Genomic DNA, 22,303 nt, shown 5'->3' on the forward strand with positions numbered 1-22,303 from the left:
CCCGGACCTCTGGACAGAACGGTCGATCTCGTGGCACCATCGGGCAGGTGACAAGCAGAGCGGCTGAAGCACAGCATTTGCTCGACCTCGCGGTGTTACGCCGCGTCCGCGATCGGATCGACCGTGAGTACGCGCAGCCACTCGATGTCGAGGCATTGGCGCGTGGCGCGAACATGTCGGCGGGTCACCTCAGTCGCCAGTTCCGCTCCGCGTTCGGCGAGTCCCCGTACGCCTACCTGATGACGAGGCGGATCGAGCGGGCCATGGCGCTCCTCCGGTGCAGCGACCTCAGTGTCACCGACGTGTGTTTCGCGGTCGGCTGTTCGTCGCTCGGCACGTTCAGCACCCGCTTCACCGAACTCGTCGGGATGCCGCCGAGCGTCTATCGCAAACGCAACGCCGGCGTGCCGCTGACAATGGCGCCGTGCGTCGCCAAACAGGTCACCAGACCGGTCAGGAATCGAGAAGCGCGACTCCTTGAACCCGAATTAGCGTGATCCTCATGAACATCACAATCCACCAATCATTCCTTCCCCACACGGATGCCGAGGCATCCCTCGCCTTCTACCGTGACGTGCTCGGATTCGAGATCCGCAACGATGTCGGCTACAAGGACATGCGCTGGATCACCGTCGGCCCGCCCAACCAGCCGGACACATCGATCGTGCTCATGCCACCAACCGCCGCTCCTGGTCTCACCGAAGAGGAGTCGAAAACCCTTCTCGAGCTGATCGCCAAGGGCAGCTACTTCGGTGTGAATCTGGCCACCCGTGAACTGGATGACACCTTCGCGAAGCTCGAAGCGGCCGGCGCAGAAGTGGTGCAGGAACCGACCGACCAGCCATACGGCATCCGTGACTGCGCGTTCCGCGACCCGGCGGGCAACATGATCCGCCTGCAGGAGCTCACATGACGGGTCGGCAATAGGCTCAGACGACGGCACAGCGCTGCGGATGCCGCGGAGCGGCCAGACGAGGAACGGAGACGCGATGAGCACCGAGACCATGGCACCTGAACACACCGCTCAGCATGTTGCCGACAGCCACACCATGATCCGGGTGCAGGGGGCACGCGAGAATAATCTCAAGGATGTGAGTGTCGAGATTCGCAAACGCAGGCTCACGGTTTTCACCGGTGTCTCCGGCTCCGGCAAGAGCTCGCTCGTGTTCAGCACGATCGCCGCTGACTCGCAACGAATGATCAACGAAACCTACAGCGCGTTCCTTCAGGGATTCATGCCGAGCCTCAACCGGCCGGACGTCGATGTGCTCGAGGGCCTCACCACCGCCATCATCGTCGACCAGGAGCGGATGGGTGCCAACGTGCGCTCGACCGTCGGCACGGCCACCGACGCCAACGCGATGTTGCGGATCCTGTTCAGCCGGCTCGGCCAGCCGCACGTCGGTCCACCGCAGGCTTTCTCCTTCAACGTCGCGTCGATCAGCGGCGCGGGCGCCGTGACGCTCGAGCGCGGCGGCAAGACGATCAAGGAGCGGCGCGACTTCGCCATCACCGGCGGCATGTGTCCTCGCTGCGAGGGGATGGGGACGGTGAACGACATCGACCTCACTCAGCTATTCGATGATTCGAAGTCGCTCGCCGACGGGGCGCTCACCATACCGGGCTACAACCCAGACGGCTGGATGGTGCGGATCTTCGCCGAGTCGGGGTTCCTCGACCCGAACAAGCCGATCCGCGACTACACCGACCAGGAGCGGCAGGACTTCCTCTACAAGGACCAGACGAAGGTCTCGTTCCAGTCGATGAACATGACCTACGAGGGCCTGATCCCCAAGATTCAGAAGTCGTTCCTCTCCAAGGACCGCGAGGCGATGCAGCCCCACATCCGCGCCTTCGTCGACCGGGCCGTCACGTTCACCTCGTGCCCGGACTGCGGCGGGACCCGGCTCAACGAAGGCGCACGGTCGTCCAGAATCAACGGCGTGAACATCGCCGACGCCTGCGCGATGCAGATCAGCGACCTCGCCGACTGGGTGCGGAGTCTCGACGAACCTTCGGTCGCGCCCCTCCTCGCCGGGCTTCAGCACATCTTCGACTCATTCGTCGAGATCGGTCTGGGTTATCTCTCCCTCGACCGCCCCGCCGGCACGCTGTCCGGCGGTGAGGCGCAGCGGACCAAAATGATCCGCCATCTGGGGTCATCGCTGACCGACGTCACGTACGTCTTCGACGAACCGAGCATCGGCCTCCATCCCCACGACATCCAGCGGATGAACGAATTGCTCCTCCGGCTTCGTGACAAGGGCAACACCGTGCTCGTCGTCGAACACAAGCCGGAGATGATCGCGATCGCCGACCACATCATCGACCTCGGCCCCGGCGCCGGTACCGCTGGCGGCTCGATCTGCTTCGAGGGCACGCTTGAGGAACTCAAGTCCAGCGACACCCTGACCGGCCGCCATCTCCTGGACCGTGTTGCCCTCAAGGAGACGGTCCGGGAGCGCACCGGGAGTCTCGAGATCAGGGGGGCCACAGCGAACAACCTGCGGAGTGTGGATGTCGACATTCCGCTGGGATTGCTCGTGGTCGTCACGGGGGTCGCCGGCTCCGGCAAGAGCTCTCTGGTGCACGGCTCCCTCCCAGGCGGAGCGGGTGTCGTCTCGATCGATCAGGCCGCGATTCGGGGATCACGCCGCAGTAATCCGGCGACGTACACGGGTTTGCTCGAACCGATCCGTAAAGCGTTCGCGAAGGCAAACGGGGTGAAGCCCGCCCTCTTCAGCTCCAACTCAGAAGGCGCATGCCCGAACTGTAATGGGGCGGGCGTGATCTATACCGACCTCGGCATGATGGCTACCGTTGAGTCACCGTGTGAGGTGTGTGAGGGCAAGCGGTTCCAGGCATCCGTTCTCGAGTACACCTTCGGGGGACGGGACATCAGCGAAGTGCTCGCGATGTCGGTCACGGATGCCGAGCAATTCTTCGGCAGCGGGGATGCCCGGACTCCGGCGGCTCATGCGATCCTCAAGCGACTCGCGGATGTCGGACTCGGCTACCTCAGCCTCGGCCAACCGCTCACGACCCTCTCCGGCGGAGAACGGCAGCGGCTCAAACTCGCAACACAGATGGCGGAGAAGGGTGGGATCTACGTGCTCGATGAACCGACGACCGGGCTGCACCTCGCCGATGTCGAAAACCTGCTCGGGCTCCTCGACCGGCTCGTCGACTCCGGCAAATCCGTCATCGTCGTCGAGCACCACCAGGCGGTCATGGCGCACGCGGACTGGATCATCGACCTCGGGCCCGGTGCCGGTCATGACGGTGGGAGCGTTGTCTTCGAGGGCACCCCGGCCGATCTCGTTGCCGGTCGCTCGACTCTCACGGGCGAGCACCTGGCAGCATACGTCGGCGAGTGACGCGCGTCTAGAGAGATTGCGGGTCGGGAGCGCCCGCGTGCCGCAGGGCCCAGCCGAGGGCGTAGTCGGCGACCTTTTCCCACCCCTTTTGACTGACGATCCTGTGGGAACGTCCGGGGAATTCAACTCGTTCGACGAGCGATGGACCGGCCGAGTACTTCTTGAGCATCGCTTTCTGGATGGCAGGAGGCGCGACGTGATCGATCCCTCCCGAGATCAGCAGTAGCGGTGCTCGGTCCTCCTTGGTGAAGTCCACGCGGGTGATGCCCGATCTCTTTCGCGGCAGCGACAGGACGCCCTCGAAGAAGACCCGATTGGGTGAGTCGACTGCGCTAGCCTCCCACTCCCGGTCGGACTCAGCGCGACTGAGATCGTTGCCGAAGGTGTAGTGGAAGTGGCTCTTGCTGATGGGTTTCGTCTTATTGATTCTGAACGGATTGGAGAGGATCGGAGAGCCCGTCCGCAGGGTCGACAGCGGAAGGCGCAGGACGCCGGCAGGCTGCCCGGGTTCCACACCGACCCCGGCTATTCCCAGGCCGCGATCGAGAAGCATCTGCAGAAAGATGCCGCCGAAGGAGTGCCCCATGAGAATCGGTTCCTCGGTGAGCCGCCGGATGATCGAGTCGTAGTGATCGACGATCGTCGTGATGCTCAGGCCTTCGAGCGGGGTCGGATCCGCCCGCACCTCCTGCGGAGTTCGATTGTCGATACCCGGCCAGCCCGGAACCAGAACGTCGTGACCCAGCGCTCGGTACCGATTCGCCCACGTGTCCCAACTGGAGGGGGTCATCCACAGTCCGTGAATGAGAACGATCGGTGGTTGTGGTGAGATGTTGTCTGACATGACGCTTCTTCTCTGAGCCGACCCGACGGTCTCCCGAGCCGTCGATGGCTAGACAGTAGCGCAGCGGGACGCCCGTGACTAGCGGGTTCGGCGATGCCGATCGCTCGCGCACGGTCTCGTTTTGTAGCCGGGCGGTGCGTCCATCCTTCCCCCGGCGGGTTCGCCCGGGCAAGAGGCGCTTAGCTGCAACAGGCGGAGGCGGGCCCGGGAATCTCGTCGGCGGTCGTTGTGGAACAGACGCCAGTCTCGGGCAGAACCAGCTGGACGCGACGGGCGGCGGCGTGGTTGCCGGCGAGTTCATCAGCGATCGACCGGACCTGCTCGTAGCCGGTGAGCAGAAGGAAGGTCGGCGCGCGGCCGTAGCTCTTCATGCCTGCGATGAAGAAGTTCGGCTCGGGATGCGCGAGTTCAGCGACTCCGTGCGGGTACACCGTGCCGCAGCTGTGGTGGTTCGGGTCGATCAGCGGAGCGAGCGCACGCGGCGCCTCGACGACGTCGTCGAGGGAAAGCCGGATCTCGCGCAACATCCCGAGGTCAGGACGGAATCCTGTCGCGTTCACGACCTGGTCTACCTCGATCATGGTGTTCGTCCCGCGACGGCGTCCGCGAACAACAACACGATCGTTCGGCGTCGGTCCAAGATTATCGATCTCGAACCCATCGAGGAGCGCAATCGTTTGCTGGCGGACAAGTTCGTGCACTGAGTCGCCCAGCCGTCCGCGCGCTTCGAGCTCATCGTTCGACGAACCATAGGCACGAATCGGACTTGGCCCGCGAATGGCCCAGGTGATCGTCGTTCGATCGTCCTCGCTAGCGAGGATGGCGAGCTTGAGCAACGTGTTTGCCGCGGAATGTCCGGCTCCAACGACGAGCGTGTGCTTCCCGGCGAAGCGGGCACGATCGACCCCGAGAACGTCAGGAAGTCCGGGAGCGACATGATCACGGATGCCGTCCAGATGTCGCGGCGCGAGGCCGCTGGCCGTCAGCCCGTTCGGTGAGTTGTACGTGCCAGATGCGTCGATCACGGCGCGCGCGAGGTGTTCGGAGATTCCGTCGTTGGAGCGGACCCTGAGAAGGAACGGTGTCGCGGCGCGGCCTGAAGACCGAGTGCGGTCCATTCCCTGGCGGCTCACATCGGTGACGGCGCTCGAGTAACGGATCCGAGGCGCCAGCTCCGGCGTTGCCGCCAGCGGCAGAAGATACTCGTCGACGAGTTCGCGCCCGTACGGCAGCTTTTTGGCAGCGGGTGCGTGCCACTCGGTCTGATCAAGCAATCGGCCAGCCGCCTCATCGACGAGGTATTCCCACGGCGAGAACAGCCGGGTGTGGCCCCAGGCAGCCACGGATGCTCCGGCAGAAGCTCCCGCTTCGAACACGACGACGTCGATGCCGCGCTCGATGAGCTGCGCGGCGGCCGCAAGCCCGACGGGCCCCGCGCCGATGATCGCGACGGGAAGGGTGTCGAGAAGTCGGGTCGATGGAACGGTGAGCGCTGGGAGCTCCGCGATGGTCATGTGCCGTCAGGCCTTCTCGGGAAGGATCTCGGCGAGCAAGTGCTCGATGCGAGCCTTGATGTCGTCTCGAATGGGGCGCACCGCCTCGATCCCCTGCCCTGCCGGGTCGTCAAGCTCCCAGTCCTCGTAGCGCTTGCCGGGGAAGATCGGGCACGTATCGCCGCAACCCATGGTGATGACCACGTCCGAGTCCCTGACCGCATCTGTGGTGAGCACCTTCGGCGTGTTATTGGCGATGTCGATGCCTTCTTCGGCCATTGCCTGCACCGCGATCGGGTTGATCTGATCCTTGGGCTCCGAGCCGGCGGAAAGAACGTCCACTCGACCGTCGGAGAGCGCGATCATGTAGCCGGCGGCCATCTGGGAGCGGCCAGCGTTGTGTACGCAGACGAACAGGACGGACGGTTTTTCGCTCACCGTGAACTCTTTCCTCGGATGTGATTGACACTCGCCGGCGACCGGCGGAGTGCTAGATTGATGACGATCGATGTTCTCATTCTGGCAGAATATCGATGACTGTCAATCCAACGGGGGTGTGTTCGCATGACGTCAACCGAATCGCTGACGATCTCGGAACTCAGCGCGTGCTGCACACCGATCGCCCGCGCACCAATGGATGCCACCAGCGCAGAGAGACTCGCTCGCTCGCTGAAGGCGCTGGCCGACCCGGCCCGGCTTCGCCTGCTCTCCATCGTCGCGTCGCACGAAGACGCCGAAGCCTGCGTGTGTGATCTCACCGAGCCGCTCGGCCTGAGTCAGCCCACCGTTTCGCACCACCTGAAGGTTCTCGTCGACGCGGGGTACCTCAACCGCGATAAGCGGGGGACCTGGGCGTATTACAGCCTCACACCGAACGCCCTCGATTCGGTGTCGGGCCTGCTGAGCAATCTCTAGCCTCGCTCCACGCGCGACACGGTGAACCATCGCATTGCGTCACGCAGTCCGCACCACCCGACCAGGTACCACTGGCCGTTCGTGGAAGCGAACAACACGGGCTCGACCACGACCCTGGTGTGCTGCTCGATCGCGAGCACGCAGGTGCTGGAGCTGGCCAGCGAAGGTCATGCCATGTTCGCCGAAGTCGCGAACCTCGAGCGCCTGGACGTCGTTGACCTCCCGACGGGTCACTGGCCCATGTGGAGTCGTCCGGGCGACCTCGCCGAGGTCATTCAGGCGGCGGCCTCGCTCGAGCGCTGACCCCAAATGTTCACACACCGTTCTATTGCTTAGGCTGTTCCTGCACACGACGACTGTTCGCCGTTCACTTGTAAGGAACCCCACTTGACTCAGAATGCCCGCAGGGGTCGGACCTGGATTGCCCGCTCTCTCGTCGCTCTCACCACCGTTTCACTGGTGACGGGATGTGCGGCGAACGAGCAGGGCGACAAGTGGAGTGACCTCGTTGGCACTCTGAGCGGTGGGGGCTCCACCGCTCAGGCTGTCGCGCAGGACACCTGGATCTCTCACATCCAGCGCAACAATTCGCGCGTCACCATCGAATATGATCCCGCAGGCTCCGGCGCAGGCAAGGTTCAGTTCCTCGCTGGAGCATTCAGCTACGCGACATCCGACGCGGCTCTGTATGCCGAAGAGGCGCAGCAGGGTTCACCGCGGTGTGTTGACGGATCAGGTGCGATCGATCTCCCTGTCTATGTGTCTCCCCTCGTCCTCATCTTCAACATCGATGGGGTCGAAGAACTGCGGCTGGATGCCACCTCCGTGGCCGGAATCTTCAACGGCACCATCGATCAGTGGAATGATCCCGCATTGGTCGCACTGAATCCCGGCGTTCCGCTCCCGGCCGAGCGCGTGATATCCGTTCACCGCTCTGACGATTCGGGAACGACAGAGAACTTCACGGACTATCTCCATCAGGCCGCCCCCGATAGCTGGCCGGACGAGCCCAGCAACACGTTCCCCTACTCGGGAGAAGGAGCACAGGGAAACTCTGGCGTCGTCAACGCCGTCTCCACCGGATCGAATACGATCGGATATGTCGACGCTTCCAGGGCGGCCGGCCAGTCGGTCGCCTCCCTCAAGGTCGGCGACACGTTCGTGGACTACTCACCGGAGGCCGCCGCCGCCATCGTCGACGCGTCTCCTCTCGTCGAACGCGAAAACCCGAACGACATCGTCGTGGCTGTCGACCGCGCCAGTACAGCCGATGGCGTGTACCCGCTGGTTCTCGTCAGCTACGTCATTGCATGTCAGGACTATGTTGACGCCAACGAATCGCTCTTGGTCAAGGAGTTCCTCGAGTATGTAGCGAGCCCGGAGGGTCAGGCTGCTGCAGCGGAGTCCACGGGTTCGGCACCACTGTCCGAGTCGTTCTCTACGAGAATCCTGGAATCGATTCGCTCAATCGGGTAGGCCGAGGCGGGTCACAGCGCGGCGGCCAGCGCATCCGCGCTGTAGAAGAGCAGCAACCATCCGGCGATGATCGCGCCGGTGTACCAGATGAGCCAGCCGACCGCGCGGTTCGCACGAATCAGCTTCCACGGTCCCGTGCGGGTGCGAATGGCGTACTCCTCAGACAGCACGTTGTCGCGACCGTAGATCCATGCGGCGTTGACCCAGATTTCAACGGCACTGAACATCGCAATCAGGCCGAGAACGAAAATCGACCCGCCGAAGACGTCGAGATCGACCCACGGCCCCAGAAAGACACTGGCCAGCAGCAGGAGTCCGAGAAGCCCCAGAAGAATTCCGTTCATCAGTGACCACCGCTGGGATCGGCCGCCGAAGTTCGCCAATTTCCAGTCCACCCGGGAGTCCTGCGTCTCGTCGAGCATCGCTCGCGCTGCACGACGCTTCCGCAGGATCAGAATTGTGGCGATGAGCGTATACGGAATCGCGATCGCCACGAGAACGAACGCAAGCGGCAGCATCACGATCACGGCGAAGACAGCACCCAGCCCGAGGATGACGGCAAGCACCAGATAGGTCAGAACAGACCGACGCCACGTATCAGGCACCGTGGGCTCGTCCGGGAAAACTTCCGCCGCCGATTCGGTCGCATGTGTCACGGTCGTCCTTTCAGAGAGCCGCTGCGTGCTCCTCGTTCTCAGGATGCCGTATGCACGCTGATCCTCGCAGCGCACGGAGCGAAAACCTACGTGTTCGACCGGCGCCCCTTCACGAAGTACGCGATCGGTCCGACCCAGTTGATGGCAATGATCGCTGCCCAGAGGCCTTTTGGACCGTTGACCTGGGCGGCTGACCGCTTCGCCAGATCTCTCCATGCCGACGTGGCCAGCACGATCTGCGCCACGCCCACTACCGAGGCAAGAGTTTTGCCGCCCGGGCTCATGTCGTTCCAGGTCTGCTTCTTCTGCTTCATCCGCTTTTTCGACTGCTTTGTCATGTCCAATTCTCCCGGTCTCGATGAAGTGACTATCCGCCGCTCACCAGCTTTCCGATAAGCGTGGCGCCGCACAACCGGGTTACCGGGTATGAAAAAAGCCTCCGATCTCTCGGAGGCTTTCCATCACTGTGGGTTGTTCGCGATTTACGGGAGCCCTTGCGGTTACTGGGCATTTATCGACTTTGCCAACGACCGTTCCAGCCTAAGCATTCAGATTTTCCACATTTTCTATGGAGTCCCGGATCTCCGCGGAATTGTGGGGGGCGGATCCGCCGTGGTGCCGATCTCGTTTGACCTCACGGATTCGCTCGCAATGTCAGTGGTGTCGATGAATATCGACACATGAAGAAAGAGACCCCAGAACCTCCGGCCACTTCGACACTCATGGACGTCGGTAGTGGCGTCTTTGAAGTCATAACCTCGTCCGGCGCCGTCTACGTCATTGATTTGGACCGATCAACAATCACCCGGCATAGCTCGCGAGCAAGACCACAGGCACTGCTGCGACGAGACAGCGAAACCGTCCGGCTCATAGCGGTAAGAGAGTGCACTGTCGGGAAGAGCCTCAACGTGATCATCGACCTCGGGCTCTCCGGGGTGGCATTCACCTCGAGAGTGTCCACAGACGTTCTGATGATCATGCCGCTCAGTGACAAGTCGGGGCCTACCAATGGTTGAAACCGGCACATTGGTCTCCGGGTTATCGACCGCGAACGAAATCGGTGTGATGGGTGACCTGCATGGTGACTTGGCTCATGCCTTCCGCGTGTCCGCGGTGTTCGCGAACCGCGGCGTCACGACGCTCGTTCAGCTTGGCGATTGGGCGGCCATCTGGCCACGGGAGAACTGGCACGCCGCCGTGGACAAACTTTCGCGCCGGCTGAGCCAAGGCGGGCAGCAGATGTATTTTCTCGATGGGAACCACGATGCGCATACGATTCTCGCCCGCTTCCCCATTGGACCCGACGGTCTGCGTTGGATAACGCCAAACATCGCTCACATCCCTCGCGGGTGGCGGACGACCATCGGCGGAAACCGCACCCTCGCCGCGCTTGGCGGTGCGAACAGCATCGATCTCCAGCACCGAACCGAGGGAGTCGATTGGTGGTCGGCGCACGAGCAGATTACGGAAGCAGACTTGAAAGCCCTTGGACCTCAGGACGCGGATGTCCTGCTCGGCCACGAAGTCCCATTTGGCGTGCCGAGCCTAGACCGACACCTCGCGGCGCTACCACGGTGGCCCTTCGAGGCCGAATGGTACGCGCGGCGAAGCAGGTACATGTTCCATCAAGCCGTTATGCAAACTCGTCCGAAACTGACTCTCGGCGGCCACTATCACCACTTCGTCGACGACACCGTCAGCTACACAGACGGCGCCGGATCATTCACATGCCGCGTTGTAGTACTCAACAAAAATGGCTCCGGCATCAGCCAGGCCATTTTGGACACCCACACACTCGGACTCACATTCCTCCGCCGCAACACCACCGAAGCAGAACCTACCCCGAAAGGAAAACCCAATGACTGACCGCCGCCACCCAGAGGTACCTGAACCGATCGAAGTACCCGAGCTCCATGGAACTGAGGGCGGCCGTTGGAAAGTGCAGACGCTGGGCAGCGTCCACATTTTCGATTTTAACCATCCCAGGACAGTCACTCGCTACCCGGGAACCCATTCTCAGCCGAGCATCAACGATGTCACCAGGGAACTACTGGACATCGGAACGTGCGTCGTCGGGAGACGCGGGTACTGGACGATGAAGCCAGACAACTACCTGCTGGACCACTACTGGCAGGTAACGAGTCTCATTCAGGCGATCACACGACTTCCGGACGAACCGGTTGATGACGGTGAATAACGTCGAGTACGCCGGTCCGTGGATCGGCGCACAGAGGGTCCAGGACCTCCTACACATCGATACGCCGGAGCTGGCACGGCGGCTTGCGAACAGAGAGATCCTGGGTTGCGTGTTCCGGAGTGGAAACACTTTCTTTCCCTCTCGCCAGTTCCTCAATGGTGGGGTAGTACCTGGCTTAAAGGATGTACTCGATCTCCTGATGGAGGGTGACCCGGATAGGGAGACCTGTGTCCTCTGGCTGGCTGGTAGCCCAGGCGACGGCATCTCCAACTGGGACCACCTCCGGGCCGGGCGATTGCAGCTCGTCCTCAAAGAAGCTCAGCGCGACGCCTCACGCTGGAACCAGTGAAGACGCACACCAAGACGAAAAGTAAGGGCTGATGGGAAGTTCCCGCGCAACGCGACAGAACCAAGCCGGTGCGCACTCGCGCAACGCCCCACAGGACGGGAGAGATGGCGGAAAACGCTCAGAAACTCGGCCGAGTTCCCAGAGCTCACCTAACCTAAGGTGGAGCTTGGACGTGTACCAGGCCGCGGCCGAACTCCGCGTCGCGACCGACAAACGGCTCGGCCTCGAGACTCCCGAGAACATCCGTCGATTGGCGTGTGGAGACATAGACCCGGCCGTAAGACGGGCGCTGTTCGGCGACGACATCAAGGTTGATCGGCGCACCGAGACGTCGTCGGGCAGTGGCGGTCCGGTTCGACGAGGGTTGCCGCGCGGGTTGAGGCCGCGTCTTCGATGGAGGGGTGCTCATCGTCGGCGTGGCGAATCACCATGACCCGCATGCAGGGTGGATGCCGCTGTGACAGGCGGCCCGAGGTCGTTGACGGCTGACGCGACGCTCCACCGGACCGGAACTACAGCGCCGAACACGGTCAACGGGCGACGCGAGTTGACAGTTGCCTGTCGGAAGACCTTCAACTTGCTGGTCCGGCTGGAAGCACAAGATTGCGAGTACCCCCAATCTGAGTACGTCAGGGCATCTCCAACCCGCAATCGTTGCCTAGCGCATTGCCGCTCTGAGATAGTTCAACTGAGCACGATGGTCGAGTGCATCTCGAACGGCTTGAATGCTCGCGAACTTTCGCCAGATTAGAAACTCGGAGAGCCGATATGGGCAATAAATGGCCAAGAGACAGGTACACCGGCCCTGGAGGCGGGCTTTACGCCGGCCCCGGCGGAGGCCTCGACCAGTACAACGGTGGAGGCGCGGATCAATACAACGGCGGTGGCCTCGACCAGTACAACGGCGGTGGCCTCGACGAATACAACGGCGGTGGGCTGGACCAGTACAACGGCGGTGGGCTGGACCGATACAACGGCGGTGGCTTGGACCAGTACAACGGTGGAGGGCTCGACCGCTACAACAAAGGCGGTCTGGATCCGTCGCCCGGCGGAGGGCTATTTGACCTTCCTTGCGAAGAGCCATACAAGGCGTGCATCCCGCCGATACATGTCTTCATTCCGGAACTCCGGGCCCGTGGCTATCGGGCAGAAGCTGACATTCTGGCGAAGGCACACGGGCTGGACCTTTAGGACTCCGGGCACCCAGCTGGGGACGATCTCGCGGCCCACATAACGACAAGCCCCGACCCTCACCGAAGTGAAAGCCGGGGCCTTTAGCCGTTTGCTTAGGCCGCGGCTAGGACGAAGACACCACGATCAATCAGCCTGCTCAGGTCAAACGAAATCGAGATGATCGAGCGAATCGTTTGCAGAGATGGTCGTCGATCCCATGCCCAGCCAAAAGCGTCGCGAGCGACACGCCCACATGCGTGAAAAAACGAGAAAATTGTTAGAAACTGCGGGAAAATGTAATACTTAAACCATCGGGTGTGGTGCGAAGTAGCCATGAGGGCCTTTCATTTGCTCGGTGAAAACAGGCTGGGACCTAAGCTGATTGGCGTCGGTTGGTCACAGCCGTTTTCATTTGTATGAGACGAAATTACGTCCTACCAAGGATTTTACTCGTAGTTGGTCGCCTTGGGGAGAACCCCAACCAGTAGTAGTTACACCGGTGTAGTTATCCCCAAGGGTTTCCACCGTTTTGTTCCGTTTCCTACTGTTTGTACACCCTTTTATCCACAGCAGGCACTAAGTCGAAACCTCAGCATCTGCGCAGCCGGGCGGCTGAACTGGGGGTTGAATTCCACAGTTCCGACGCTACGACGCACCTCTGACATAAATTTTCGCTGGGACGACGCTAGTTCGGCGTGTCGCGAGCTCGGAAACTAAGAGTGTCGCTATGAATCTGACGGTTGCTCCCTCAGGCGCGTCGTCAAGGCTCCTGTGGTCGGCGCCTAAAGGCCGCGATCACAGGGGAACGCATCGCGCAGATCGACGCGACTCTGAAGCAGACGGTCAGTTCGCACTTCCGCAAATCGCCATCTGGCCTGAGCTAAAGACGCTTCCTCGGCCGACGAAACCGGCGCACAATGGTGGGATGAAACAAGACCCGGACGACGGCTCATTTGCTGACACTCCGACGTGCCCCCGATGCTTGTTACGTTTCGAGCTTGTCGAGCGATGGGGTGCGGTGGTGTGGAGGTGCGCCGAGTGCGGACTCGTCCGCATTTGACCCTCGGCAGATCATTCACGTCGGGGTCGACGGGAGCCTCGCTTTTGATTCTGAGCAAACTCGAGCAGTCGTTGAGACCATTTCGGTTCAACGGAAGCCCACGAGGCCTCCGACGCAAGCTCTTTCCCACGCTCCGCATAACGGTCCGATAGCGCGCTATATTGCTCCGAAACGAGCTGCATGAACTGCGCTGCGAGCAGGACTGCGAACGGGAGCATTGCCACAACCATGCTCAGCGCTGACGGTGCGATCAAGACCCAACCCACCGCAGCGGCGATGCTTGCACCAGCCGCCGCAGTGATCAGTGCAGCTAGCAGCCGCCAGCTTAGGTGCCGTCCGCGAGCGAGCTGCCGGTACGCTTCGGCACGATCGGTCGTCTGAACCTCATCGACGGTTTCCCATTCTGGGCGATCATCCAACTTCGTCGGCCGAAAGAGCATGCGGAGTTCAGCGTCGGAAAGCCCGTCATAGAGTGGCGTAAGCCCAGCTCGCCGAGACAGCCTGGACAAACGCACACAGATGACAACTAACAGCACCGCGCAGCTAAGTGTGAGTGCCAGGTTCACTCCCCATCCGATCGGGGAACTGGCGAATCCGATTGACAGAAGCCCAACCGCAGCAGTTAGCCAAAAGCCGAGTACCACTCGAGCAGTGACGCTCCGACGAAGAAGCGAACAGTATGGAGGCACCCCCGGCCGCGGACGCGGATACAACAGCGTCGGAAGGTAGCCGTTCAGTACAACGCCTACGAGAAATCCCCCAAGGATCGATCCAAACGCCGACAAGAGCGCAACCCGAATCCCAGCAGAAAAACCATGTGCGCCGATCCACTCGTGCAGGGCTGCGCCGACGAGTGCCGACCCCGCGCACAATGCCATGGTCGTAGCGACCGCGAAACAACAAAGAACTACGGACCACTGGACGAACGACCGCGGTATTACAAACCGCTGTTCCGACCGGCTGACATACATGAGACTCCAAGGGCGAGGCGACCGGTCGAACAAGACTGAATCACGTTTTGCGCATCCAGTAGACATGGCCAACTCTATGCGGCTAGATCTTCGCTTCCTGGGTGCGTCGATACAGGGTCGCTCTTGACATACCAAGATCCCTCGCCACGTCGGTTGCCGGTTGCCCAGCCGCGAGGAGTCGCTTCGCATTCGCGATCTGGCTCTCCGTGAACTGTTGACGTCGTCCGCCGATATCTTTCCCGGCGGCGCGCCGTTTGCTGACGCTGTCCCGAACACGCTCCCGCTTGATTTCAAGCTCCATCTGGGCCAGAGCAGCCATGACGGTAAAGACCATACTGCCCATTGGAGTGGCCGTGTCGACGTTCGAGCCGCCTAGGTTGAGCACACGAAGGGCGGCTCCGCGGTCGTCCAATTGCGACGCCAGTGCGAGCAAGTTCACTGTGGACCTTGCCAGCCGATCGAGAGTGGGCACGACGAGAGTATCGCCGCTCTCAAGTGCCGCCATGGCGCAGTCAAACTGGGGTCGGCTCGCCTTTGCCCCGCTGACTCCGCGGTCAATATAGAGGTCGTCACGACGAACACCGCACGCAAGCAAGTCGATCTCTTGACGATCTGTGTTTTGAGTTCGCGTTGAGACGCGACCGTATCCGATCAGCTTTGCCATGGGTTCTCCTGTCTCGTAACCGTCGGTTACTACCCGAAAAGTAGCGCCCACCTACGACACGGGGTTACGAGACATGTTGCGGGCCCTGAAAAGGCGCCAGTAGTGTCTCACCGAAAGCGTCTCGCAATCGTTGGGATAGGAGACGTCGGTTGACGATGGTGTCACGTAAGGGGTCCCTGAACGGGAACCTCAAAAGGGCGGGGCTAGCGCGACTTGGCGGCCCCGTAACTTCATCGGGGCAGAGAACGCGGGGAAGTGTCTGTCGGACGTCCCTCTTCTGAACACCCACGATTTGTGTGCCCTCGGGCTGTGGAGATTGGTGCTCTCTGGCGGTGTTCTATGATCGCTTCGTGTCGCTGCCGATGACGAGACTTGGTTCTCTACACGCCGTGTCGAGCAGATGGGTGGCCATGGAGGCGCTTCTAAAAGCGCCCTTACTCTACAACGCACTCTTTCCGATGGAGAGAAAGGCTCTGGGAAACGATACAGCTGATGCTGTATAGTCATCGCATGCTGACTATTGCGACACGTCTTGACGTGATGAACCGCCTCGGCCGCGCCATGGCCGATCCGACACGTTCCCGAATTCTTATGACCCTGATGAGCGGTCCGAGCTATCCCGCAGTTTTGTCACGTGACCTCGAGCTGAGCCGCTCCAACGTCTCGAACCACCTCACCTGTCTCCGCGATTGCGGCATCGTTGTGGCTGAGCCGGAAGGGCGTCAAACCCGTTATGAGATTGCTGACCCCCACCTGGCGCGCGCTCTCACTGCTCTCATTGAGGTGACCCTCGCGGTCGATGAGAACGCACCGTGCATCGATCCCGCCTGCTCCGTCGATGGCTGCTGCGAGGTGACCCGATGAGCGCAACTATCACCGATGCCCGCCGCACCGTTCTCCACCGCCGCGTGCGCCTGATCGTGGCTTTCACCATTACATATAACGTGATCGAGGCCATCGTCGCGATCTGGGCAGGCGCTCTCGCGTCCTCCGCCGCTCTCATCGGTTTCGGCCTTGACTCCATCGTGGAAGTGCTCTCCGCTCTCGCCGTGGCGTGGCAGTTCACCAGGAAGGATCCCGAGCGCTGGGAGAAAGCCACGGTGCGTGCTATCGGTATCGCGTTCTTCGCCCTGGCCGCCTACGTCATCATCGACTCCGTACTGTCGCTGACCGGCGCACAGGACGTCGATCACAGCCCACTCGGCATCGGCATCGCAACCCTGAGCCTGCTGATTATGCCCCTGTTGGCGTGGTTCGAATTCCGCACCGGCCGGGAACTTGGTTCGAAGAGCGTTATGGCGGATGCCAAGCAGCTCCTTTTGTGCATCTACCTTTCCGGGACTGTGCTCATCGGGCTTCTCCTCAACAGCCTGTTCGGATGGGCCTGGGCGGATTCCCTTGCCGCGCTCGTCGTCGCCGTGCTCGCTATCCGTGAGGGCATCGAGGCTTGGCGCGGTGATGTTGAATCGCCGTTCGAAGTCCTCGGAGAAATGGTCGAGGACACCGAAAAAAACGAGGCCGCCCGGAGCTAAGACCACCGAGATCCCCTATCGGCGTCGTCTGATAGGGGATCGCTTGGCGACGAGGGCCGTCCCGCTGAGGGTTCGTGACGGGCCAAGTTCGCGAAGCGATCCGCTTTGAGGGTCGCTCCGTGCGAACTGCTGATTTCACGAGCTGGTCGTCGCCGGTTGCCGCCCCGAGTTCGACCGCTGTGATGTCCTGATGTCCATAATCGAGACTTGGAGGATGCGATATTTGCCGCGCATAGGCACGGCCATGATGGTCCCGAGTGTCCCTTCGGCCCCCAGCATCGGGCGGTTTTTCGATAGCCTTGCATGAAACCCTGGGGGAAACGATGCGGCTAGTAGAAGTCACCGTCAAGAACTATCGATCAATCGAGTCACAGACGAAGTTCGGTGTCGAAGACCTCACCAGCTTGATTGGACCAAACAATGAGGGCAAGACGAACCTGCTTCGCGCGTTGGCTCTGGGAATGTTCCTAATCGAAAGATGGGGCTCACTACCCGAACGCATTTCGGGTCAAGCTGAACTAAGCGGACCAGACGCTGCGATGCTCCTGCGTGGTTCGCGAGGTGTGGGCGTTTCCAGACGCTCCGACAGCATCGGCTACAACTGGTCCGACGATTACCCACTCGCGAAGCAAGAACGAAAAGGGACGCACCCCACGGTTTTGAGACTGAAGTTCAAGCTAACTGACGAAGAGATCCGCGACTTCACTCAAGCGACCGGAATCAGTAACAATGGTGAGCTTCCTGTGGAGATTAGTTTGTCGAGAGCCGCTGCTTCGTTCGGGGTACTCAAGCCCGGCCGCGGCGCTGCGGGGCATAAGGCCAAAGCTTCCGAAATTGCTGGCTTTATAGCCCAACGGCTTAGTTTCGTTCTGATTCCGGCGGTCCGGACCGTCGAGCAGGCCAGGACGCTACTGAACGATCTCGCCCGGCTACGCATCCGCGAAATCGCGAAGTCCGAAGAATATATGGAACTCTCGCGAAAGCTAAGTGATCTGCGGCAAATCGCGGTAGACGGAGTCAGCTCCGAACTGACGGCCTCTGTCCGCCGCTATCTGCCATCGGTCACCGATATTCAGGTTGTTACCACCGACTTCGAGCGTTCCGACACCGTCGATGACGTTCTCATAAATGATGGATCCGTGACCTCGATTGCGAATAAGGGCGACGGCGTCAAGAGCCTCGTGACGCTCGCCCTGATCCAAGAACTCGCCCGCGAGAATGCGAAGAGCCACAGCTTCATTCTCGCGGTTGATGAGCCGGAAGCGCATCTACATTCCACGGCTGTCCACGAACTTCAGGTTCTGTTTCAAGATCTTTCCACAGATCAGCAGGTCATTTTGGCTACACACAACCCTATCTTTGTGAATCGCGACAAGATCGACTCAAACGTCTTGGTGCTAGCGAATGAAGCTAAGCCCGCCAAATCGATCGCTCAAATCCGTCAAGCAATCGGCGTTCTGCTGCACGACAACCTCGACTCGGCAGAAACGGTTGTCCTTGTCGAGGGTGTCACCGACACAAATGTCTTACCGAGGCTTCTCACTCTTGGCGATCCGCATCTAACCTCCGATATTCAATCTGGACGTGTCATCTTCAAAGCGACAACAGGAACGGGGAAGCTTCGGCAGCACATTGTCCGTGAGAAGTCGACTGTTTGCAGAATCATTGCCGTCCTTGACGGAGACGAGGCCGGGCAACAAGAAGCGAAGCGATTAAGAGATGAATCTCTCCTGGTTACAGGAAACATTTTCCTAATCAGAGACACCAATCGCAAGTTCTCAGAACTCGAGGACATTCTGGAGCCTCGGGTTTACCTCGAGTCGCTGTCCAGTGAATTGGACCGTACCTTCCAAGCGAAACACTTCTCGAACCGCTCGCGAAAATGGTCCAAGAATCTGGAAGCTGCGGCGCATTCGCTAGGCGTAGCGGAGGAAGGCCTGGAACTCGTTACCCGGGCAAAGCGCGCGGTGGCAGCTGCGGTGGCAGGCGCCGTCGCGCCCGCTGTGAAGGCGGACGCACAAGAAAATCTTGACGCACTCAAAGCGCTGATCTGGCCGTCGTCCACGCCAAGGTGAGTTCATGATGATCCCGCATGGTGCTCGCGCGGGTTGCTCCCGGCCCTCCGTCCGGTCTGAAAACAACTGCACCGACTTCACGAACAGACCGTCTGGCGTTGCCGGAGATTGCTCCGGTCCGCAAAACTTCGTGCCGCTCTGTGCTCGAGGACGCGGCGACTCGTTCACGCCTTTCCGCTTCCTCAATCGTAGGCAAAAGCAAAATACGTTCACAGTGAGAGGGATGAGACGTGACTGAGAACACCGGCCGCCGGTTCGTACTCGATTCTTACAGCCGAGTTGTCGGCCGCATGCTCGGCGTATTTTTCATCCCGTTCGCACTCACTTACGGGATCCTGTACGTTTCCGGCCTCGTCATCGACACGGCCACGGTTGCAAATCGCTCCAACAGCGACATCGCGAGCCGGGACTCGTTCGAGGACTTTTTCGATCGCTGGATAGAGATAAACACCGCCTTATTCGTGTGGCAAGATCCCCTAGCGGTATGTGGAGTTCTAGCGACCTTGGCTATCGCCATACAGGTGGCAGTACATAGCGTCAGATCCGAGCACACCGTAGCGAGTCCTTACGCGGCCACCCGGGCGAAAGTATTTACCGCAATCGCCACAGGCGTAGGTGGGCTCGTCATGGTGTGCTCGTTTTGGACGGTTCTGTCTGACTTTGCGACAGGCGACTCTGCGCAGCCCGCTTCGGGCGCATTGACGCTCATCGTCATAGCTTTAGTCACTGTCGGGCTTTGTGTCGACGCAGCGCGTGTAGTTACCACACAGGAGCTCTCCGTCCGGGTGCCTGCCGCTGAAGCGATGCGGAAGACTCGTCTGAGGCGTCACACGATGATCAAGCGAGATTTGCCAGGCGGCTCTCGGCTAGTGGTGTGGGGCCTGTTGATTTTCGTTCTCCTGTCTGCAACGCCGACGTTGATTTTCATGATCATCAAAGTATTGGGCCCAGTCGAGGGAGAAAGGGAGTGGGGTCAATGGCTTGGTTTGGCAGTTGAATCGAGTCTGGTTGGCCCATTCATTCTTGCGTTCCTATTACTTCCGGCGCTTGGCCTTACTCTGCTACTGACCTTGAGTAAGGCACGATGGTATGACTGGACAACGTTCCTGCTTTTGGGGCTCCTCCTCTTTGGCGGGTTGTTCATTGGCGGGTGGGTGGGCTTGACTACCGTTCCGGATGAGCCACAAAGAATCGTTGCTCTGATGTTCCTTGCGTATTCTCCTGTAGCACTCATATCAATGGTGGTTGCGGCGGCGCAATCGACACGGAGAAAGTCAGGGCTCGCGACGAGGCACCCCTTTGGAGTTCATGGACTGATCCGTCTCGCGTGCGTGAGCGTTTCCCGTCGCCTCTGCGCGTCGTCTATTGCCAGCGTGCGATGGTTGAACGAGCAGTTGCGCGGTGATGACCAGACGACAGCGAGTCCTGTAAGTCCGTCGCGTCCAGTCCAAAGGGGCTTGCTTCGCTGGTTCGGCTGAAAAGCTCACTTCACTACAAACGACAGAGCACTATTGGCGACCGGAGGATCTCCGGCCGCGAGTTCCGTTCAACGACATGCAAATCCGCGCCGCATGACCCGAGTCGAGGGGATTCCGCTGGGCCGACCTACGAATCAGCGGCTTACGTTGATAACGGCGCCGGTCATCGAACCAGACGAGCCAGCCGGGCGAAAGACCGGTGGATGCGGCGAAGAAGTAACTGATGACTAGTCCCGAGCTTCTTACTTGGCCCTCGAGCGATCAGAAATTCAGTCGTTCAGAGGTGTCCGCGGTCGTGGGCACTGGTGATGCCGTGTGGGAGCGTGCCACCCGAGACGTCCGTCGCTGGCAGGTGAAAACAGCGAGCGGGTTTGCGGTCCACTCGACCGGGCCGGTATCGACTGGTGAGAGGGTTGTCGTCACTGCGCGCGTGCTCGGGTGAACGTCCTCGAACCGGTGGAGGTCGTGGCGGTCGTCGAACAGCCCGACCGGGTCGGGTTCGCGTATCGCACCATGCCAGGACACCCCGTCAGCGGCGAAGAAGCGTTCATCGTGTCCAGACATGGCGAAGAAGTGCGCCTCACCGTCCGCTCGCTCACCCGCGCAGCACCACAGCAGCCCTGGCGGATCCTCTACCCACTGCTGCGCATTGTGCAGCGAATCACACGTGGGCGGTACTGCGATCACTTCGCTGACCTGTCGGCGGCGAGGACCGCGACGATGATAGTCAGGCTTGCCTGATTGCCACCTTCCGCGACTGCTCGGGCGACCCGTTAGAGGTTCCCGAAGAGGGTTCCCAAGTGGCAAGGTGACCTTTCCATCGGGGCGATGTTTCTCGCGCTCGTGGTCTGACGAGCTCGTCGTTTCCAACCGGCACCCGGTACGCCGGTCGAACGAGCCGCCACGCGAACGGCGCTGGCTATCGACTATCGGCGGGCGGAGGCAAATCCTGCATTCATGAGGAGCCTTTAGTTCTACCGTTAGGATCTCGGCTATGAACCGACGGCCTAGTGCACGGGCGCTTCCTTTCGTTGCGATGGTATTTATGGTTTTCACCTCCGGGTGTGCCATGGGCGGACACTCGAACGGGGCGTCGCCGACTTCGAGCACCTTGACGCCTACGCCTACACCTACAGCGACCGGCTGGCCGGACGGAGCGAATGATGACACTCCGGCCTGCCAAGACGTATCAGCAGCCACCCTGGCGGTCGTGAATGACGCCCTCCGTTCGGCCGCCGCCGAGGACGGCATGGTGGAAACCGTGCTGCCTTGGCTGAGCGCCCGAGCCGATAGGGAACTTGGCGTCTGGACGTTGACCGGCATAGTTGAGAATGCAGAAACGGCCCTCGGGACCGAAGGCGGCTACCTCGTCGTCTGGGCGACGGAGTCCGATCCCACCGCCGCCGACTTCTTGGGCCAGATCTACACCGTCAGTGGAGTGGCTAGCCACCTGACCCACCTCGATCCGCTCCAGCCGGCGTACGTTGGGCCCTCCGACATGGAAGACGTTCCAGCCGCCGCCCTGTCTTGCGGAACCAAGAGGACTGGACAGCCATGACCGCTCGCACACCCCCGGACAATATATTCGACGTGGGCAATACCTCAGCTCTGACCGCGGCTGCTCCCCAGGCACGGCAGTTCCTCGTCGATAGTCCGCATCATCGGTCAATCGCCGCTAGACATGCGCTCGAGCTCGCCCATTAGGACCGGACGTCACCTCCATCTGCAGTGCATGACCCTGCCTAAGCCGAGCAGATTCGCAACTAAGCAAGCCTTCAATGACTTCGGCGGGTGTGCAGTGAAGCACAACTTAAGTGAGCCGTTGTCGCTATGGGCGTTTCGTGCACTGACAATCTGTCTCGTAACCGATACGCCTCCTATCTCATCAGTTTGGTTCAGTTGCTTCGTGCGAAAGCTGTCGCGCGGAGGGTTCCCGCAGAGGGTTGGGCGTGCTGAACACAAGCATTTTCGCAGGCGCGGAAAATCGTTGTTCTCCTATTTGTCCCCGCTGAAGATGTTTCCAAGTCCGCCGAGTCCGGGGAT

General features: G+C 60.8%; 23 protein-coding genes and 2 pseudogenes. 18 read left to right on the top strand and 7 right to left on the bottom strand.

What is annotated here, in order from left to right:
• The first annotated feature begins 47 nt into the window (after nt 1–47).
• The 3 genes from D9V29_RS09140 to D9V29_RS09150 all read left to right on the top strand — a co-directional run bounded on the left by D9V29_RS09140 (nt 48) and on the right by D9V29_RS09150 (nt 3,377).
• Nucleotides 48–497 (top strand): helix-turn-helix transcriptional regulator, encoded by a 450-nt coding sequence (locus D9V29_RS09140; protein ID WP_121673002.1) that lies wholly within the window; start codon nt 48–50, stop codon nt 495–497.
• A 5-nt stretch (nt 498–502) separates the two neighbouring features.
• Nucleotides 503–913, top strand: coding sequence for a VOC family protein (locus D9V29_RS09145; RefSeq protein WP_121673046.1), 411 nt, complete (start codon nt 503–505; stop codon nt 911–913).
• Between the two features lie 76 nt (nt 914–989).
• Nucleotides 990–3,377 carry an ATP-binding cassette domain-containing protein gene (locus tag D9V29_RS09150; RefSeq protein ID WP_229790475.1) on the top strand — a complete coding sequence of 796 codons (2,388 nt, stop codon included), beginning with the start codon at nt 990–992 and terminating at the stop codon, nt 3,375–3,377.
• 7 nt (nt 3,378–3,384) lie between these two features.
• Here D9V29_RS09150 and D9V29_RS09155 read toward each other — a convergent pair whose 3' ends face one another.
• The 3 genes from D9V29_RS09155 to D9V29_RS09165 all read right to left on the bottom strand — a co-directional run bounded on the left by D9V29_RS09155 (nt 3,385) and on the right by D9V29_RS09165 (nt 6,152).
• The gene (locus tag D9V29_RS09155; RefSeq protein WP_121673004.1) at nt 3,385–4,221 is read right to left on the bottom strand and encodes an alpha/beta hydrolase; all 837 of its coding nucleotides are present in this window, start codon (nt 4,219–4,221) and stop codon (nt 3,385–3,387) included.
• Between the two features lie 179 nt (nt 4,222–4,400).
• Complete coding sequence (locus D9V29_RS09160) at nt 4,401–5,735, bottom strand: FAD-dependent oxidoreductase (protein ID WP_121673005.1); 1,335 nt, start codon at nt 5,733–5,735, stop codon at nt 4,401–4,403.
• Nucleotides 5,736–5,741: 6 nt separating this feature from the next.
• Nucleotides 5,742–6,152 (bottom strand): arsenate reductase ArsC, encoded by a 411-nt coding sequence (locus tag D9V29_RS09165; RefSeq protein ID WP_121673006.1) that lies wholly within the window; start codon nt 6,150–6,152, stop codon nt 5,742–5,744.
• A 126-nt stretch (nt 6,153–6,278) separates the two neighbouring features.
• Here D9V29_RS09165 and D9V29_RS09170 point away from each other — a divergent pair, with 126 nt between their 5' ends.
• Nucleotides 6,279–6,629: an ArsR/SmtB family transcription factor gene (locus tag D9V29_RS09170; protein ID WP_121673007.1), complete on the top strand. Its 351-nt coding sequence runs from the start codon at nt 6,279–6,281 to the stop codon at nt 6,627–6,629.
• Between the two features lie 2 nt (nt 6,630–6,631).
• Here D9V29_RS09170 and D9V29_RS09175 read toward each other — a convergent pair.
• Nucleotides 6,632–6,736: pseudogene (locus tag D9V29_RS09175) on the bottom strand (WYL domain-containing protein); the annotation flags it as partial.
• Between the two features lies 1 nt (nt 6,737).
• Between D9V29_RS09175 and D9V29_RS09180 the strand changes: the two are divergent.
• Together D9V29_RS09180 and pstS are read left to right on the top strand one after the other, a co-directional pair.
• Nucleotides 6,738–6,932: pseudogene (locus tag D9V29_RS09180) on the top strand (alpha/beta fold hydrolase); the annotation flags it as partial.
• 84 nt (nt 6,933–7,016) lie between these two features.
• Nucleotides 7,017–8,105 carry a phosphate ABC transporter substrate-binding protein PstS gene (gene pstS / locus D9V29_RS09185; protein WP_229790476.1) on the top strand — a complete coding sequence of 363 codons (1,089 nt, stop codon included), beginning with the start codon at nt 7,017–7,019 and terminating at the stop codon, nt 8,103–8,105.
• 11 nt (nt 8,106–8,116) lie between these two features.
• Here pstS and D9V29_RS09190 read toward each other — a convergent pair whose 3' ends face one another.
• The gene (locus tag D9V29_RS09190) at nt 8,117–8,761 is read right to left on the bottom strand and encodes a hypothetical protein (RefSeq protein WP_121673008.1); all 645 of its coding nucleotides are present in this window, start codon (nt 8,759–8,761) and stop codon (nt 8,117–8,119) included.
• A gap of 86 nt (nt 8,762–8,847) precedes the next feature.
• Entirely contained in the window at nt 8,848–9,099 is a 252-nt protein-coding gene (locus D9V29_RS09195) for a PLDc N-terminal domain-containing protein (protein WP_229790477.1), read from the bottom strand.
• A 342-nt stretch (nt 9,100–9,441) separates the two neighbouring features.
• On the opposite strand from D9V29_RS09195, the gene D9V29_RS09205 reads away from it, so the two are divergent.
• The 5 genes from D9V29_RS09205 to D9V29_RS09225 all read left to right on the top strand — a co-directional run bounded on the left by D9V29_RS09205 (nt 9,442) and on the right by D9V29_RS09225 (nt 12,498).
• Nucleotides 9,442–9,777 (top strand): hypothetical protein, encoded by a 336-nt coding sequence (locus D9V29_RS09205; RefSeq protein WP_147436246.1) that lies wholly within the window; start codon nt 9,442–9,444, stop codon nt 9,775–9,777.
• A complete protein-coding gene (locus D9V29_RS09210; protein ID WP_121673011.1) occupies nt 9,770–10,627 on the top strand; it encodes a metallophosphoesterase family protein in 858 nt (285 codons plus the stop codon). Before D9V29_RS09205 ends, D9V29_RS09210 begins: the two co-directional genes overlap by 8 nt.
• On the top strand, nt 10,620–10,958 hold the full coding sequence (locus D9V29_RS09215; RefSeq protein ID WP_121673012.1) for a hypothetical protein: 339 nt from the start codon (nt 10,620–10,622) through the stop codon (nt 10,956–10,958). The genes D9V29_RS09210 and D9V29_RS09215 overlap by 8 nt, the downstream gene beginning before the upstream one ends.
• Complete coding sequence (locus tag D9V29_RS09220; protein ID WP_121673013.1) at nt 10,945–11,307, top strand: hypothetical protein; 363 nt, start codon at nt 10,945–10,947, stop codon at nt 11,305–11,307. Before D9V29_RS09215 ends, D9V29_RS09220 begins: the two co-directional genes overlap by 14 nt.
• A 768-nt stretch (nt 11,308–12,075) precedes the next feature.
• Complete coding sequence (locus D9V29_RS09225) at nt 12,076–12,498, top strand: hypothetical protein (protein WP_121673014.1); 423 nt, start codon at nt 12,076–12,078, stop codon at nt 12,496–12,498.
• Between the two features lie 2,095 nt (nt 12,499–14,593).
• Here D9V29_RS09225 and D9V29_RS09230 read toward each other — a convergent pair.
• Nucleotides 14,594–15,175, bottom strand: a complete 582-nt coding sequence (locus D9V29_RS09230) for a recombinase family protein (protein ID WP_121673015.1) — start codon at nt 15,173–15,175, stop codon at nt 14,594–14,596.
• Nucleotides 15,176–15,685: 510 nt separating this feature from the next.
• Here D9V29_RS09230 and cmtR point away from each other — a divergent pair.
• The 7 genes from cmtR to D9V29_RS09260 all read left to right on the top strand — a co-directional run bounded on the left by cmtR (nt 15,686) and on the right by D9V29_RS09260 (nt 21,818).
• The gene (gene cmtR, locus D9V29_RS09235) at nt 15,686–16,039 is read left to right on the top strand and encodes a Cd(II)/Pb(II)-sensing metalloregulatory transcriptional regulator CmtR (protein WP_121673049.1); all 354 of its coding nucleotides are present in this window, start codon (nt 15,686–15,688) and stop codon (nt 16,037–16,039) included.
• A complete protein-coding gene (locus D9V29_RS09240; RefSeq protein ID WP_121673016.1) occupies nt 16,036–16,707 on the top strand; it encodes a cation efflux transmembrane domain-containing protein in 672 nt (223 codons plus the stop codon). The genes cmtR and D9V29_RS09240 overlap by 4 nt, the downstream gene beginning before the upstream one ends.
• A gap of 299 nt (nt 16,708–17,006) precedes the next feature.
• Entirely contained in the window at nt 17,007–18,782 is a 1,776-nt protein-coding gene (locus tag D9V29_RS09245; protein WP_147436247.1) for an ATP-dependent nuclease, read from the top strand.
• Between the two features lie 230 nt (nt 18,783–19,012).
• A complete protein-coding gene (locus tag D9V29_RS09250) occupies nt 19,013–20,260 on the top strand; it encodes a hypothetical protein (protein WP_147436248.1) in 1,248 nt (415 codons plus the stop codon).
• A gap of 223 nt (nt 20,261–20,483) precedes the next feature.
• Nucleotides 20,484–20,702: a DUF1990 family protein gene (locus D9V29_RS15205; RefSeq protein ID WP_308428566.1), complete on the top strand. Its 219-nt coding sequence runs from the start codon at nt 20,484–20,486 to the stop codon at nt 20,700–20,702.
• On the top strand, nt 20,699–21,001 hold the full coding sequence (locus D9V29_RS15210; protein WP_308428567.1) for a DUF1990 family protein: 303 nt from the start codon (nt 20,699–20,701) through the stop codon (nt 20,999–21,001). The genes D9V29_RS15205 and D9V29_RS15210 overlap by 4 nt, the downstream gene beginning before the upstream one ends.
• 469 nt (nt 21,002–21,470) lie before the next feature.
• Nucleotides 21,471–21,818: a hypothetical protein gene (locus D9V29_RS09260; protein ID WP_121673019.1), complete on the top strand. Its 348-nt coding sequence runs from the start codon at nt 21,471–21,473 to the stop codon at nt 21,816–21,818.
• Nucleotides 21,819–22,303: the final 485 nt, after the last annotated feature.

The sequence above is a fragment of the Mycetocola manganoxydans genome (assembly GCF_003667545.1).
Taxonomy (GTDB): Bacteria; Actinomycetota; Actinomycetes; order Actinomycetales; family Microbacteriaceae; genus Mycetocola_A; species Mycetocola_A manganoxydans.

Bases quoted from the DNA above. Each gene is read 5' to 3' on its own strand.
- D9V29_RS09225 (WP_121673014.1), top strand. From the start codon at position 12,076: ATGGGCAATAAATGGCCAAGAGACAGGTACACCGGCCCTGGAGGCGGG.
- D9V29_RS09215 (WP_121673012.1), top strand. From the start codon at position 10,620: ATGACTGACCGCCGCCACCCAGAGGTACCTGAACCGATCGAAGTACCC.
- D9V29_RS09240 (WP_121673016.1), top strand. From the start codon at position 16,036: ATGAGCGCAACTATCACCGATGCCCGCCGCACCGTTCTCCACCGCCGC.
- D9V29_RS09155 (WP_121673004.1), bottom strand. From the start codon at position 4,221: ATGTCAGACAACATCTCACCACAACCACCGATCGTTCTCATTCACGGA.
- cmtR (WP_121673049.1), top strand. From the start codon at position 15,686: ATGCTGACTATTGCGACACGTCTTGACGTGATGAACCGCCTCGGCCGC.
- D9V29_RS09205 (WP_147436246.1), top strand. From the start codon at position 9,442: ATGAAGAAAGAGACCCCAGAACCTCCGGCCACTTCGACACTCATGGAC.
- D9V29_RS09170 (WP_121673007.1), top strand. From the start codon at position 6,279: ATGACGTCAACCGAATCGCTGACGATCTCGGAACTCAGCGCGTGCTGC.
- D9V29_RS09220 (WP_121673013.1), top strand. From the start codon at position 10,945: ATGACGGTGAATAACGTCGAGTACGCCGGTCCGTGGATCGGCGCACAG.
- D9V29_RS09210 (WP_121673011.1), top strand. From the start codon at position 9,770: ATGGTTGAAACCGGCACATTGGTCTCCGGGTTATCGACCGCGAACGAA.
- D9V29_RS09195 (WP_229790477.1), bottom strand. From the start codon at position 9,099: ATGACAAAGCAGTCGAAAAAGCGGATGAAGCAGAAGAAGCAGACCTGG.
- D9V29_RS09230 (WP_121673015.1), bottom strand. From the start codon at position 15,175: ATGGCAAAGCTGATCGGATACGGTCGCGTCTCAACGCGAACTCAAAAC.
- D9V29_RS09160 (WP_121673005.1), bottom strand. From the start codon at position 5,735: ATGACCATCGCGGAGCTCCCAGCGCTCACCGTTCCATCGACCCGACTT.
- D9V29_RS09150 (WP_229790475.1), top strand. From the start codon at position 990: ATGAGCACCGAGACCATGGCACCTGAACACACCGCTCAGCATGTTGCC.
- D9V29_RS09145 (WP_121673046.1), top strand. From the start codon at position 503: ATGAACATCACAATCCACCAATCATTCCTTCCCCACACGGATGCCGAG.
- D9V29_RS15205 (WP_308428566.1), top strand. From the start codon at position 20,484: ATGACTAGTCCCGAGCTTCTTACTTGGCCCTCGAGCGATCAGAAATTC.